Genomic DNA, 15,285 nt, shown 5'->3' with positions numbered 1-15,285 from the left:
CATAATGACTGAAAATAAAGTTACACCGGTCATCAATGCACCGGCTCCCATGACACCCTTCCAAGAATTTTGGCACTATTTTAAACAAAATAAGGGCGCAGTTGTTGGATTAATTTATATCGTAATTATGTTGCTGATTGCGTTATTTGCAGGCTTTCTTGCACCTCATGCACCGAATGAGCAATTTCGTGATTTCTTATTAGCGCCTCCTGTTTGGCAAGAAGGGGGAAGTTGGCAATTTATTCTAGGTACTGATGATGTTGGCAGGGATATTCTTTCTCGCTTAATGTTTGGTGCTCGCCTTTCGTTATTAGTTGGCTGTATCGTTGTCGTACTATCACTTATTTTAGGAATTATTCTAGGACTGGCGGCGGGTTATTTCGGTGGACTTGTGGATATCGGCATTATGCGAGTGGTCGATATTATGCTGGCATTACCCAGTTTATTATTAGCATTAGTGTTGGTAGCCATTTTTGGGCCTTCTATTGTTAATGCGTCTATTGCATTAACTTTTGTCGCCTTACCGCATTATGTCCGATTAACACGAGCTGCTGTTTTGATTGAAGTAAACCGTGACTATGTTATTGCGTCTCGCGTTGCTGGTGCAGGTTCACTGCGTCAAATGTTTATCAATATCTTACCTAACTGCCTTGCACCTTTAATTGTTCAAGCCTCTCTCGGTTTTTCTAATGCAATCTTAGATATGGCGGCATTGGGCTTTTTAGGCATGGGTGCGCAACCACCAACACCTGAATGGGGAACCATGTTATCTGATGTGTTGCAGTTTACACAAAGTGCATGGTGGGTTGTGACGTTTCCTGGTTTGGCGATTTTGTTTACCGTATTAGCCTTTAACTTAATGGGTGATGGTTTACGAGATGCGCTTGATCCGAAATTAAAGCAGTAACGGAGTAAGAACATGGCATTACTAAATATTAATCAACTATCTGTTCACTTTGGTGATGAAGATACTCCGTTTAAAGCGGTAGACCGAATTAGCTATCAAGTTGAAGAAGGGCAAGTGGTCGGTATTGTAGGGGAATCAGGTTCAGGTAAATCAGTCAGCTCATTAGCGATTATGGGGCTTATTGATTTCCCTGGGCGAGTGAGTGCACAAGAGCTCTATTTTGATGGTAGAGATCTGATGAAAATTTCTGAATCAGAGCGACGCAATTTAGTTGGTGCTGATGTTGCGATGATTTTCCAAGATCCGATGACAAGCTTGAATCCTTGCTTTACGGTTGGCTATCAAATTATGGAGGCGTTAAAAGTACATCAGGGAGGAAGTCGTAAAACACGTAAGCAGCGTGCTATCGACCTCTTAACGCTGGTGGGTATTCCTGATCCAGCTTCTCGCTTAGATATCTATCCACACCAGCTTTCGGGGGGAATGAGTCAGCGTGTTATGATCGCAATGGCGATCGCTTGTCGCCCTAAATTATTGATTGCTGATGAACCGACTACGGCACTGGATGTGACTATTCAGGCTCAAATTATAGAGCTTTTGCTTGATTTACAAAAACAAGAAAATATGGCGTTAGTGTTGATCACCCATGATCTAGCATTAGTGGCAGAAGCTGCCGACACCATTATTGTGATGTATGCGGGGCAAGTGGTGGAATCCGGAAAAGCATCAGAAATTTTTAAAGCGCCTCGCCATCCTTATACACAAGCATTATTAAGAGCACTTCCGGAGTTCGCGAGTAATAAAGCGCGATTAGCATCGTTACCGGGCGTTGTACCGGGACGCTATGATCGACCAACAGGTTGTTTACTCAATCCACGTTGTCCTTATGCTCATGATGAATGCTATAAAACTGAACCTGCTTTAAGAGAATTGGGAACACATCGCGTGAAATGCCATACACCGTTAGATAATACAGGGAGACCTACTCATGGTTGAAGTTAATCCAAATGTCACTACTCCCTTATTAAAGGCGGTCAATTTAGCCAAGTATTACAGCGTAAAAGGCGGGCTGTTTTCAAAAGAGAGAACAGTGAAAGCGCTTGATGGTGTCTCTTTTGAATTAGAGCGCGGTAAAACATTGGCGGTTGTTGGCGAATCAGGTTGTGGAAAATCGACATTAGGTCGATTATTAACCATGATTGAAATTCCTACCTCAGGGGAGCTTTCTTACCGTGGGCAAAATCTGTTGATCAAAGATAAATCAGCAGAGAAATTGCGCCGCCAAAAGATCCAAATTGTATTTCAAAATCCTTATGGATCATTAAACCCGCGTAAAAAAGTAGGGCAAATTTTAGAAGAGCCTTTATTGATCAATACAACATTGAATGCCTCTGAACGTAAAGAGAAAGTATTATCAATGATGGCTAAAGTGGGATTAAAGACAGAGCATTATAGTCGATACCCACATATGTTTTCTGGTGGTCAACGTCAGCGTATTGCTATTGCTCGTGGTTTGATGCTTGATCCAGACATTGTGGTAGCGGATGAGCCTGTTTCTGCACTGGATGTATCAGTTCGTGCTCAAGTACTGAATTTGATGATGGATCTGCAACAAGATATGGGACTTTCTTATGTTTTTATTTCTCATGATCTGTCGGTTGTTGAGCATATTGCAGATGAAGTTATTGTAATGTATTTAGGACGTTGTGTTGAAAAAGGAACAAAAGCTCAAATTTTTGAAAATCCGCAACATCCTTATACGCAGGCATTGTTATCAGCAACCCCAAGATTGACGCCTGAATTAAGACGAGAGCGTATTAAATTAACGGGAGAATTACCAAGCCCGTTAAATCCACCACCAGGTTGTGCTTTTGCAGCTCGTTGCCGTCGTGCATTTGGGCCATGCAGTCAATTACAGCCAACTTTAAAAGATTATAATGGCCAACTTATTGCTTGTTTTGCGGTGGAGCAAGATAGCGTGATAGTTTAAATAAAATAAATTTATCTCATTAAATAAGAACAATATACTTATTTATATTGTTCTTATTTTTTTCATTAATAATGTTTAATAAATTTTAACTAAATAATCTAATAATAATTTTATAAATGTAAAATATTATATTTATGTGAGCTTTTAAAATGTAAATCTCAATGATATTAAAGGGAAATAATGTTTTTTATTAAGAAGTATATTACGCTTAGTATTGTATTTTAACTTTAAAATAAGGGGTTTGTAGCGTTTAATTTTATATACTTTGGTATTTTTTAGTGAATTGTATCTTTTTATTAAAATAAAGTAGATTAGTTGTAAGTAATAAGAAGAGAGTAAGGTTTTATTTTTATTTTACTATTTTTATCTTATAACTATACTCAAATAATAATTATTATATATTTATCTACTTCCATTTTAATGGATAAGCGCTTTTTATAATGTTATTTTCTTTATTGAGAGTGATACATAATCGAAAAAATACAGTATAATCCCCTTTGTTCAAGCATGGTTACCGGAAATAGCAACGATGAAACCTCATCTTAAACATTCATTAACAATAAAACAGATGGCCGCTGTTGCGGGCGTTACGTTGGTGACTATTGCTATTTTTATCAGTATTCAACTTGTTTATTTGATTGATCAACGCCGCGAAGATTATCAAAATCAGCTTTTTAATGCCGGTGTCAGTATTCAGCAACCACTCGCTGATGCATTGTTACGATCAGATTTGAATGATGCTAAACAACAAATAGTTGCACTAAAAGCGACGGGTATTTTGGGTAAAGCGATTGTTATGCAACCTGAAAATGTGCAAGTGATGAATTTAGATTTTGCACCTAAGAAAGAAGTCTCTGAATTCTCAAGTTGGCTTTTTGGTATTCCCGTTGAAGCTGTTATTCCTTTACAGCCTTTAGGTATTACTTCAACAGATGATAAGTCCTATGGTGGTCATCTCATTTTACAGGCTGACACAAATCGTTTTTATCGTTTTACCAGTAATACTGTTGCATTAATGCTAACAACATATCTGTTGATGGGGCTTATTCTAACGGTCGCTATTAGTTGGTGTATTAATCGTATTGTTGTAAAACCGTTACGCCAAATTGCCGTCACTCTCAATAAAGATAGCCAAGTTTCAGCGTTATCTTGTCCAAAATCACATTGTGATGATGAGATTGGTTTGCTGGTTAAAGGATATAATCATCAAAAATCTGATCAAAAATTGCCGAAGGTCTGAACCTTCTTACGCCATAATGAGTCTAATCACTATAGTGATTTTATTTCATGTTTCTGTGGTGATAAAGAATGATAATACAAAAAATAGATATCCAACATCTAACATGTCTTTTGGCACTTATTGTTAAACCTCATAAGTGGTTTAATACCAAGGATTAATACAATAGAGGTTCACATGCAGGGTGTAATGACACGAATTTTATTGGGAAGCGTTATGTTTGGCGCTGTTGTTTGCCAAGTTCAAGCGGAGGCTTTACAGCCTGATCCTGCTTGGCAAGAAGGGCGACTAGCAAATGGCTTTCAGTGGCAAATCTTACAAACACCGCAACGCCCAAATGATAGAATACAGATCCGTTTATTAGTTAATACGGGATCTTTGTCAGAAAAAAGCAGTGAAACGGGTTTTTCATCCTTAGTGTCCAAACTCAACGTTTTGGAAAATACAGGTTTAACACCAGAAAAACGCGATAATTTATGGAAAAATGCGTTAGATCCTGACTATCCGTTGCCTCCAATGATCGTTTCATATGATTTTACTGTTTATAATTTAAGTTTACCGAACAACCAGCCTGAGCTGTTAAAGGATGCTTTTGCATTGTTAGCAGGTATTGCTAAACCCGCACAATATACTGAAGATGCGGTTCGTAACGCAATTCAATCGCCACTTCCGATTGCAACGTTTCCTCTTAACATTGAAGATCCTATCTGGCGTTCACGTCTTGAAGGCTCTAATTTAAAAGGCCGCAATCCGGGAAAACCTGTTAATCAATCTGTAAATACTAAAGAGTTGTCAGATTATCAGCAGCGTTGGTATACCCCGGATATGATGACGCTTTATGTTGCAGGTAATGTTGATAATCGATTATTGACTGAAAGTATTAATCAAGCCTTTTCATCGCTATCAGGAAAGCGTGTAACACCCGTTCCAGTACCTGTCCTTGCCGATATGAAACCTGAAACGTTATATGTGCAAGAGCCTATGCGTGTAAAAGACCAAATTGCTTTAATTTGGGATTTAGACTGGTCGCCAGTAAAAGACTCTGACACGTTAAACAAATATTGGTTAAGTGATTTAGCTCGTGAAGTGATTTTTGTGCATTTAGGTCGTAGCCTTGAACAACGTAAGGAAAAAGACAGCACTCAGATTAACATTGATTGCCGAGTACAATATCAACGTGCAAGTTGTTCTTTAAATCTTGATACTGTCACAGCGCATATTCCTGCATTAGCATCATGGGTGGGAGAAGAATTGGGTCGCTTGCGTAATCAAGGCATCAGCGATGAGTTATACCAAGAGTTGCAACAAGAGAAACAGCTACAGTTAACTCAGTTGTTTGCACGTTATGCAAAAACCAGCACAGCGATTTTAATTAATCAGCGTCTGTTATCACAACAAAGCAATATTATTGATATTCCACCTGAACAATATCAACGTTTACGCCAAGCATTTTTAGCGGGTTTAACAAAAGAGACATTAAATCAGGAACTTTCAAGAATTCTATCTGAAGATATTACTTTTGTATTAACACAAAGTGGTGAAACGCCAACCGTAAATTTAGGTGAATTACGTATTCAATTTGAAAAGCAAGTTCATCCAGAAACGGCAAATACACCTGCACCTGCTGTAACAACGTCAGTGGTAACAACAGCGAAATAGTAATAGAACAGAAATAGACAGATATTGAAAAAATATCCGCGATAAAATAAACAAAAAGCTAAAAGTGTTATTGATACATTTTTGGCTTTTTGTTTTTTTGATATTAAAGGCGTTTAAATGCTTCTTTAATAATGGTAATCAAATCTTCACGGTTATTTCTTTGAGTTATAAAACCTGCAATAGCAATCTTTTTTTCAGGTAAGTAGTAAGCTGCTGAGCCCCAATAACCAAGGTGATAGTAAAGTGTGCCTAGGTCAGTTTCTTCGGCCATTAGACCTAAACGATAATTTGTCGCACCTGTATGTGAACCTTGCCATTTCATCTCTTTTAAGGTTGATGGATGCAAGTAAACTCTATCTTCGAAGAGATCAGCTGTAAATTTAGCTAACTCAAGGGTTGTCATCACAAGCCCGCCACCGCCAAAAGCATCCATTGATGCATCAATATGAGTACCTTCATGCTCACCTGCAAATTGTCTAGCTCGTACTTTAGGATGCTTAGGTTGTTGTTCTAAACCCTCCCACCACGTTTGTGGTAAATCTAAGTCTTGAAAATGCAATAATTCACGAACGGCGGTGGCCATATTTTTTCTCATAAACTTAGAAAGGATGTCACCTAACAAAATGTATCCAGTATCTGAATAAATGAAGCGTTTTCCGGCTGGAATAATGGGAAAGCCTTGTTGAGCATAGTGTGCTATTTGCTCTTCTCGTGTCCATTTATGAGAGGGATCTTTAATCACTTCTTCAAAGTAAGCTTCATTTGCATGGTCGAGTAATCCACTGCTATGGCTTAATAAATGGCGTAGTGTAATGGTTTTAAGATCATAGCCTAGCTCTAATAATGTCTGTTGATAATTCGCACTTAAATATTTAGTTATATCATCATCAAGGGATAAAGCATCCTGCTCCCATAAACGTAAAAAAGCAGCGGCGAGAAAGGTTTTCGTATTACTAGCGATGCGAAATGGGGTATCTACAGTTAATTTTTTCTGGGTACTTTCGTCAGCAAATCCGTGAGCCATACCAAAAGGGTATTGAATGCCTGCACCTGTAATATAGATAGCGCTTGCTGAAGGTAAAGCATGAAAAGCATCAGTCATTGATTTAACCATAGTTACTTCCTTATCTGTCAGGAAAATAAATCAGCAAAAAGGGTGTACTTGACACCCTTTATTTATATTGCAGAAATTTTTTATTTACTTTTTGTTGCTGCTCGTAATTCTGTTACTGTTTTACCGCCTATTCCCCAGTTATCTGTTTCAACTTCATCAATTACTACAACGGTAGTTGCTGGATTTTTGCCTAAGACATCAACCAAAAGTTGTGTTGCTCCCGCAATGAGTTGCTCTTTTTGCTCAGCGGTTGCACCTTCGCGTGTAATTTTAATATTAACGTATGGCATTGTTTTTCCTTATTACGTTATTTATAGGCGGTTAATGTAGGGAATTAACCATATAGTTTTATCATAAAGTTAAGATGTTGATTGCGTTTCAACCAACTGTTCTTTGCGCATATTTGGGCCATCAGTGGCGATCCAAGCGGCACAAAAGAGTGTTAATCGGGCAAAAAAGTAGAAGAAAGCCATCAAACCTATCACTGAACCAAATGCAGCACCTGAAGGTGAGCTTGCTATTCTTGGTAGCATCCATGTCATAACGGATTTTAAAATTTCAAAACCAATGGCAGCGATAAGCGTGCCTTTCATAAGCGAAATTCGTTTGGGTTGATGGCGAGGTAAGATCCACAATATCCATAAAAATAGTAAATAGTTTGCAGTAATGGAAATAGTTAAACCTATTGTTGTCCATACTGGCGTTAGCCATTCAATACCGTCTAATCCCAATATATGAACAATCATTCTTTGGGCCGAACCCGCTACAGATGTGAGTGTAATAGTGAAAATTAACGCAAAAAGTAAGCCAATTAGCGCTAAAAAGTCACGAAAATAGCGGAAATAGATTTTCTCTTGCTCTTCTTTGTTTCTTTCCCATACGGGGCGTGATTGCGCCAAAATAGCTTGGCGTAAATTACCCACCCAATTAACACCAGAATAAAGAGCAATCGCTAAACCGGTTAAACCAACGGTTGTACGCTGGCGAACTGCGGTATCAATACTTTGTTGGACCGTAGATGCAAGTGTTGGATCGTCAATGCTATTTGCGACACCTGTGATTAATTTAGCGAGCAAATCGGGATTTGAGGCTAAAACAAAACCGGCACAGGCAAAGGAAAGCATTAATACAGGGATTAATGATAAAAATGAGAAATAAGTGATAGCAGCACCAAACTGATTTCCCATTCTGTCAGTAAAGCGCTCTGCGGCACGAATAAGATGTGCAATAAAAGGAATATTGGTAATGAAATGACTAATTTTTATCCCAATACCGATGGCTTTTTTTCCACCATGTAATCCTTTTTCCAGCCCTTTCTTGAGTGGCTGAGTCAGTTGAGTTTTTTCGTTCTCTGTTTTGGGTTGTTGCTCTTCTGACATATATCCTCTTTAATTAGATCAGTCCATTTTTAATAAATTAGTGGCATTACTATAATTTCTACTCAAAAATAGCATAGCTTAATTTCTATTACACACCTTATGCTTCTTATCATTAGCCACTATTTTAAGCGATCTATTTGTTTGTTCTGGCTTAAGTGTAGATGATGCTCTGCCAAAAGGTGTCGGTAATCTTGTACTTAATAAAAGATAAAAAACCAATACAGCAATTCTGATATTAAGTTTGGTTTAATAAGAGAATGGCTACTCACTTATTGTTTTATTCTGTGTTTCACAGTCAAATAAGGAGTAGGCATTAATTACTGATGATAACTACTTTGTCAGTAGATTTAATTCTTCTTCAATAGCTTTTAATTCTGCTTTTTCTTCAGCTAGCTTTCTTTCTTGTTTAGCAATTTTATCTGCATCACCCTTAAGTTGTGCTTCTTTTAATTCGAGCTCGCGCTCTTTGATATCAAGTTGTTTTTCACGTAATTCAAGGCGCGTGTTTTCAACCACTCTTTCTGGTGTGCAATAGCGCTCAACATTTTGTAATGCTCGCTCTAAGCCTTGGATACGGTATTGATTACCGTGTGCTTTCGCATATTCCATCTGTTTTTGGATATTTTGTTTTTTAATCTCGCAGCCATTTATTGAGCTGTTGGCATACGCACTGCTAATGGAGAGTGTTAATGCAATTGTGGTAAAGAGTACTTTTTTCATTTTAATATCCTATTTAAACTTAAGTGAAATATGGACTTATCATAACGGTTGGGTACTAAGACACAACGTTTCTTTCGCTTTCAATGAAGAAGTTCGGCTTTTTCTGATACACTGAGTTCAATCACTATTTCAGAGTAAATTAATTACTAAGCTATACTTATTTCTAACGGAAGATAAAGAATGCTGAGCTATCGCCATAGTTTCCATGCTGGCAACCACGCCGATGTTTTAAAACATATTGTTCAAACACTGATCATTGAGTCTTTAAAAGAGAAAGAGAAACCTTTCCTTTATCTTGATACTCATGCTGGCGCTGGACGTTATCAATTAACCAATGCTCATGCGACTCGCACCGGTGAATATTTAGAAGGGATTGCGCGTTTATGGCAGCAAGAAGAAGTGCCAGAGCTTATTTTGCCTTACCTTGAAGCGGTTGGAGAATTAAACGCAAATGGGGAACTGCGTTATTATCCGGGATCACCTCTGTTAGCGGGTAAATTGCTAAGAGAACAAGATTCTTTAATGCTAACAGAATTACATCCAACAGATTTTCCTTTATTACGCACAGAATTTTCTCGTGATGAGCGAGCTAGAGTTTCTCGTGAAGATGGTTTTGGCCAATTAAAATCTAAGTTACCTCCGCCAAGTCGGCGTGGATTCGCATTAATTGATCCACCTTATGAACTTAAACAAGACTATTCTGCCGTTGTTAAAGGTATTGTTGAAGGTCATAAGCGATTTGCGACGGGAACTTATGCGATTTGGTATCCCGTGGTTCATCGTCAGCAAATCAAACGCATGTTAAAAGAGCTTGAAGCAACAGGGATCCGTAAAATTTTACAAATTGAATTAGCAGTGAAACCCGATAGTGATCAACTCGGGATGACGGCATCAGGCATGATTGTGATTAATCCACCTTGGAAATTAGAATCACAAATGAAATCAATACTTCCTTGGTTACATAAAACCTTAGTTCCTGAGGGTATTGGACATACATTAGTTGAGTGGGTTGTACCAGAATAAGTATCTTTATTATTGTTTTTGTCTATTACTGTAAAAGCTAAAATCTGACGAGCTATGTTTTAAATTTTGTCATAATAGATATCATGATATGAAAGGCTTAGACTGTGAGTTACCTATTTTTCTACAGATAAATGGATCAGATAAATGACGAGCAAACATTACGATTACATCGCCATCGGTGGCGGTAGTGGCGGTATCGCGTCAATTAATAGAGCAGCAATGTATGGACAAAAATGTGCATTAATTGAAGCGAAAGCATTAGGTGGCACTTGTGTTAACGTGGGCTGTGTACCTAAAAAAGTGATGTGGCATGCGGCGCAAATTGCTGAAGCTATTCATCAATATGGCCCTGATTATGGTTTTGACACTACGGTGAACCGTTTTGATTGGGATACACTCATCAGTAGCCGTTCTGCTTATATTGACCGAATTCATCAATCTTATGACCGTGTCTTAGGTAATAACAAAGTTGATGTTATCCAAGGTTTTGCTCGTTTTGTTGATGCCAATACTATTGAAGTTAATGGTGAAAAGATCACAGCGGATAATATTCTAATTGCAACAGGTGGTCGTCCTGTTCAGCCTAATATTCCAGGTGCTGAATATGGTATTAATTCTGATGGTTTCTTTGAATTAAAAGCTTTACCAAAACGTGTTGCTGTTGTTGGTGCTGGTTATATCGCTGTTGAACTTGCTGGTGTGTTAAATGCTTTAGGTAGTGAAACTCATTTATTTGTGCGTAAACATGCGCCACTGCGTAATTTTGACCCATTAATTGTTGAAACACTGTTAGAAGTGATGGAAACCGAAGGGCCTAAGTTACACACACATGCCATTCCTAAAGCTGTGATTAAAAATGCCGACGGAAGTTTAACGCTACAACTGGAAAATGGTACAGAACAGATTGTTGATACCTTAATCTGGGCGATTGGTCGTGAACCTGCAACAGATAATTTGAATCTGGCAGTAACGGGTGTTGAGTTAAATGAAAAAGGTTATATCAAAGTCGATAAATTCCAAAACACCAATGTAAAAGGAATTTATGCGGTTGGCGATAATACTGGTGCGGTTGAATTAACGCCAGTTGCTGTTGCCGCAGGGCGTCGGTTATCCGAGCGTTTATTTAACAACAAACCTAACGAACATTTAGACTATTCAAATATTCCAACCGTTGTATTTAGCCATCCTGCTATTGGTACTGTTGGTTTAACAGAGCCTCAAGCGATTGAGCAATATGGTGCAGATCAAGTTAAAGTGTATAAATCGTCTTTCACCGCAATGTATAGTGCCGTGACTCGTCATCGTCAACCATGCCGTATGAAGTTAGTTTGTGTTGGTGCCGATGAAAAAATTGTTGGTATTCATGGTATTGGGTTTGGTATGGATGAAATGCTACAAGGTTTTGCTGTGGCTCTGAAAATGGGAGCAACGAAAAAAGACTTTGATGATACTGTGGCAATCCACCCTACAGCGGCAGAAGAATTTGTTACGATGAGATAAGCACGTAATACGGCTTACTTTGATATTAATATGCAAAAGCTAGAGTTTAACGCTCTGGCTTTTTTATTGAAAATTTTGACTTAACCTAGCTTTATTTCGAACTCAAACCTCCTCTTTCTATGCATTTTCCCAAAAGCATATTCGTCTACTTACTGACCAATAAACCAGTTATTAAGTGAATTTACTTATTTTGTGAAAATAAGGTTATTACAGGATTAGGATCATCTTTTTATTTATGCAATTGTGCTACCGATTTTGCTTGTTTTGTAAATAATTTTTTACAGACCCTCCTTGTTATTTGTATCAAAATGTTAATTATTTAAACAATTACTTTTTCTATTTAAAACTTATTCCATTCTTATTATCTCATTATTTATCAATATGTAATAAAGATAAAGTTCTCATTGTCATTTCATTGAGTGATGAATTTCTATGAAAAAAAACGATTGAAGTAACCATATTGTATCTATGGATATTGTTATTCTAAGAAATGGTTAACAAATAATTATAATTATTAACAATATAATAAACTATGGTATTATTCAATTTTAAGGCAATAAATGAATGACATTATAAATATAAATGGTAAATCCATTACTGAGGTAGAAGATGAAAATTTCAAGGAGAAAGCTGCTTTTAGGTGTTGGTGCTGCGGGGGTTTTGGCCGGTGGTGCTGCATTAGTTCCAATGGTGCGCCGTGATGGCAAATTCGTTGAAGCTAAATCTAGAGCATCATTTGTCGAAGGTACAGAGGGTGCGCTGCCTAAAGAGTCTGATGCAGTGATTATTGGTGGTGGTATTCAAGGTATCATGACTGCTATCAACCTTGCAGAACGTGGCATGAGTGTCACTATTTTAGAAAAGGGCGAGATTGGCGGTGAACAATCTGGCCGTGCATACAGCCAAATTATTAGTTATCAAACATCACCAGAAATTTTCCCATTGCACCATTACGGGAAAATCTTATGGCGCGGAATGAACGAGAAAATTGGTGCTGATACTAGTTATCGTACACAAGGTCGTGTAGAAGCGCTTGCTGATGAAAAAGCATTTGATAAAGCTCAAGCGTGGATCAAAACAGCAAAAGAAACTGCGGGATTTGATACACCATTAAATACTCGCATTATTAAAGGTGAAGAGTTATCAAACCGTCTTGTTGGTGCTCAAACACCATGGACAGTTGCTGCTTTTGAAGAAGACTCAGGTTCTGTTGATCCCGAAACAGGAACACCTGCATTAGCACGCTACGCTAAACAAATTGGCGTAAAAATCTATACTAACTGCGCGGTAAGAGGCATTGAAACTGCCGGTGGTAAAATTTCTGATGTTGTAACAGAAAAAGGCGCAATTAGAACATCTCACGTTGTTCTTGCTGGTGGTATTTGGTCACGTTTATTTATGGGTAACATGGGCATTGATATTCCAACGCTGAATGTTTACTTATCACAACAACGTGTATCAGGTGTTCCTGGCGCACCTCGTGGTAACGTGCATTTACCGAATGGTATTCACTTCCGTGAACAAGCCGACGGTACTTATGCTGTCGCACCGCGTATTTTCACCAGTTCTATTGTGAAAGATAGCTTCTTATTAGGGCCTAAGTTCATGCACCTATTAGGTGGTGGTGAGCTGCCATTAGAATTCTCTATCGGTGAAGACTTGTTTAATTCATTCAAGATGCCAACATCTTGGAAATTAGATGAAAAAACACCGTTTGAACAATATCGTATTGCAACAGCAACACAAAATACTGAGCACTTAGATGCGGTATTCCAAAGAATGAAAGCTGAATTCCCAGTATTTGAAAAATCACAAGTTGTGGAGCGTTGGGGTGCTGTTGTTAGCCCAACATTTGATGAATTACCAATTATCTCTGAGGTTAAAGAATACCCTGGTCTTGTCATTAATACGGCGACAGTATGGGGTATGACCGAAGGCCCAGCAGCAGGTGAAGTTACTGCTGATATCGTAACGGGCAAAAAACCAGTTATTGATCCAACACCATTTAGTATGGATCGCTTTAAGAAGTAAATAACCCCTTGTTTTACTGTAAATTAAACATGTTAAGGAGTTTTCATGCGTTATAAAAGTTTACTTGTTGCCCTGCCTTTTATCTTTGGTGTAGCAAGCGCGAATGCGGAGGGTGTTGTGCACCATAAATTAAACGGTATGCCTATTTCAGAATCTGTTGAAGTGAGTGCAGGTAACAACCTTGTATTCTTAAGCGGTAAAGTACCCGCTAAGAAATCAGCAGATGCACCAGAAGGCGTATTAGCGTCTTATGGTAACACTGAAGAACAAACTATCAGTGTATTAGAACAAATTAAAACTCACTTAAATGAACTTGGCCTAGACATGAAAGACGTTGTTAAAATGCAAGTCTTCCTAGTTGGTGGTGAAGAAACTAAAGGTGAGATGGACTTTAAAGGTTTTATGGATGGTTATTCTAAGTACTTTGATGCTTCGAAAACTGACCAACTGCCAGCACGCTCAACTTTCCAAATCGCTAAACTGGCGAATCCAGCATGGCGTGTAGAAATTGAAGTGATTGCGGTTCGTCCTGCAAAATAAGAACGATAGCTTTTATTCAGTTTCGACGTAAAACACAATCCACTAAAACGCTAGAGAAGGGTAACTTTCTTTGGCGTTTTTTTATTTGATTTATAGCCTTTAAACTATAAGGGGTAAATTAAGTATTTTTTACAGGGGCTCTAACTACTTTCACCTTGAATAAACTTCACTGGAATAACAGAAACGTTATCTGTTATTTCTTTATTCTCAATTAATGTACTAATCACTTCTACGCTTTTTTCAGCTAGTTTTTCAAAGGGTTGTTCAATACAGGTTAACTGGCGCAGTGTTTGATTTAACCAAGGGCTACCATCGTAAGCAACAATTTTTAGTTGCTCTGGAATGGTAATATTTCGCCTTGTAGCTTCATTAAACAATGCCATGGCAGGAATATCAGCAGCAAAAATAGCATCGATATCTGTATGCAAAGAAAGTATTTTTGTTGCGAAAGAGTGAAAATAGTCTTTCTCTTCTTCTTTCCAATTTACTTTGCAAGGAATGGGGTTAATACCTGCCTGAATAAGCGTTTCTTTAAAGGCTAAACAGCTTTGATATGAAGGGGTTGATGATAAATAACTTGAGTTATCTTCAATATAGAGGATTTTCTTGCAACCTTTTTGAATAAGGTGTTCTGCTGCTAATCGACCCCCCGTGTGGTGATCAGAACAAACTAATGGAATATCACGAAGATGGCGATCTAGTGTGACTACAGGTCTTTGAATATGCTGATATTTACTATCATCCAATAACAGATATTCTGCAATAATACCGTCGATCTGACCACGTTTAAGCATATCAAAAAATATACGCTCACGTACTTTGCTATTTTGGGTTGCACATAACATCATGCTATAGCCATTTTCAGCGAGTTTATTTTCAATAAAACGGGTTACTGTCGCAAAATAAGGGTATTCAAGGCTATTAATAATGACACCAACAACTGCACTTTTTTGTTGATATAAATTTCTTAGCCAAGTATCAGGAATATAATCTAATTCCTCTACCGCTTTTTTTATTTTTTCTCGTGCAGCTTGAGACACATAACCACTGTTATTTAATGCTCTGGAAACAGTACTTGCTGCGACATTTGCTTTTTTTGCGACATCACGGATCCCGGCCATTGAATATGCTGTTGCTCCTTTCAATTCGTTGATGTCCTAATATATCTTAATATGATTATTACAA

Annotated in this window: 14 protein-coding genes; 9 read left to right on the top strand and 5 right to left on the bottom strand. The window is 37.9% G+C overall.

The genetic code is table 11. The features are described 5' to 3' along the window. The first annotated feature begins 4 nt into the window (after positions 1–4). The 5 genes from dppC to H1225_RS14490 all read left to right on the top strand — a co-directional run bounded on the left by dppC (position 5) and on the right by H1225_RS14490 (position 5,793). On the top strand, positions 5–907 hold the full coding sequence (gene dppC, locus H1225_RS14510; RefSeq protein ID WP_072064820.1) for a dipeptide ABC transporter permease DppC: 903 nt from the start codon (positions 5–7) through the stop codon (positions 905–907). Between the two features lie 12 nt (positions 908–919). Beyond that, complete coding sequence (gene dppD, locus H1225_RS14505; protein WP_161727540.1) at positions 920–1,903, top strand: dipeptide ABC transporter ATP-binding protein; 984 nt, start codon at positions 920–922, stop codon at positions 1,901–1,903. Continuing rightward, positions 1,896–2,897 carry a dipeptide ABC transporter ATP-binding subunit DppF gene (dppF, locus tag H1225_RS14500; protein WP_072064816.1) on the top strand — a complete coding sequence of 334 codons (1,002 nt, stop codon included), beginning with the start codon at positions 1,896–1,898 and terminating at the stop codon, positions 2,895–2,897. Before dppD ends, dppF begins: the two co-directional genes overlap by 8 nt. Before the next feature lie 529 nt (positions 2,898–3,426). After that, on the top strand, positions 3,427–4,137 hold the full coding sequence (locus tag H1225_RS14495) for a HAMP domain-containing protein (protein ID WP_109399098.1): 711 nt from the start codon (positions 3,427–3,429) through the stop codon (positions 4,135–4,137). Positions 4,138–4,311: 174 nt separating this feature from the next. Beyond that, positions 4,312–5,793 carry an insulinase family protein gene (locus tag H1225_RS14490; RefSeq protein WP_161669470.1) on the top strand — a complete coding sequence of 494 codons (1,482 nt, stop codon included), beginning with the start codon at positions 4,312–4,314 and terminating at the stop codon, positions 5,791–5,793. 103 nt (positions 5,794–5,896) lie between these two features. Here H1225_RS14490 and H1225_RS14485 read toward each other — a convergent pair whose 3' ends face one another. The 4 genes from H1225_RS14485 to H1225_RS14470 form a co-directional block, all read right to left on the bottom strand. Further along, entirely contained in the window at positions 5,897–6,907 is a 1,011-nt protein-coding gene (locus H1225_RS14485) for a serine hydrolase domain-containing protein (protein ID WP_109847995.1), read from the bottom strand. A gap of 80 nt (positions 6,908–6,987) precedes the next feature. Then, complete coding sequence (locus H1225_RS14480; protein WP_006534633.1) at positions 6,988–7,197, bottom strand: 2-hydroxymuconate tautomerase family protein; 210 nt, start codon at positions 7,195–7,197, stop codon at positions 6,988–6,990. A gap of 69 nt (positions 7,198–7,266) precedes the next feature. Next, a complete protein-coding gene (yhjD, locus tag H1225_RS14475) occupies positions 7,267–8,286 on the bottom strand; it encodes an inner membrane protein YhjD (RefSeq protein ID WP_109399095.1) in 1,020 nt (339 codons plus the stop codon). Positions 8,287–8,616: 330 nt separating this feature from the next. Beyond that, positions 8,617–9,006, bottom strand: coding sequence for a DUF1090 domain-containing protein (locus H1225_RS14470; protein WP_161724011.1), 390 nt, complete (start codon positions 9,004–9,006; stop codon positions 8,617–8,619). A gap of 180 nt (positions 9,007–9,186) precedes the next feature. Between H1225_RS14470 and H1225_RS14465 the strand changes: the two genes are divergently transcribed. The 4 genes from H1225_RS14465 (at position 9,187) to H1225_RS14450 (ending at position 14,100) form a co-directional block, all read left to right on the top strand. Next, complete coding sequence (locus tag H1225_RS14465; RefSeq protein WP_006534636.1) at positions 9,187–10,029, top strand: 23S rRNA (adenine(2030)-N(6))-methyltransferase RlmJ; 843 nt, start codon at positions 9,187–9,189, stop codon at positions 10,027–10,029. A gap of 144 nt (positions 10,030–10,173) precedes the next feature. After that, positions 10,174–11,529 (top strand): glutathione-disulfide reductase, encoded by a 1,356-nt coding sequence (gene gorA, locus H1225_RS14460; protein ID WP_072064809.1) that lies wholly within the window; start codon positions 10,174–10,176, stop codon positions 11,527–11,529. Between the two features lie 609 nt (positions 11,530–12,138). Continuing rightward, positions 12,139–13,560: an NAD(P)/FAD-dependent oxidoreductase gene (locus H1225_RS14455; RefSeq protein WP_006534641.1), complete on the top strand. Its 1,422-nt coding sequence runs from the start codon at positions 12,139–12,141 to the stop codon at positions 13,558–13,560. A gap of 45 nt (positions 13,561–13,605) precedes the next feature. Then, positions 13,606–14,100, top strand: a complete 495-nt coding sequence (locus tag H1225_RS14450) for a RidA family protein (protein WP_006534642.1) — start codon at positions 13,606–13,608, stop codon at positions 14,098–14,100. Positions 14,101–14,240: 140 nt separating this feature from the next. Here H1225_RS14450 and H1225_RS14445 read toward each other — a convergent pair whose 3' ends face one another. Then, positions 14,241–15,245: a LacI family DNA-binding transcriptional regulator gene (locus H1225_RS14445; protein ID WP_161748324.1), complete on the bottom strand. Its 1,005-nt coding sequence runs from the start codon at positions 15,243–15,245 to the stop codon at positions 14,241–14,243. Between the last annotated feature and the right edge of the window lie 40 nt (positions 15,246–15,285).

This window comes from Proteus penneri, assembly GCF_022369495.1.
Lineage (GTDB): Bacteria > Pseudomonadota > Gammaproteobacteria > Enterobacterales > Enterobacteriaceae > Proteus > Proteus penneri.
This window is presented reverse-complemented; position numbering and strand designations above follow the sequence as displayed.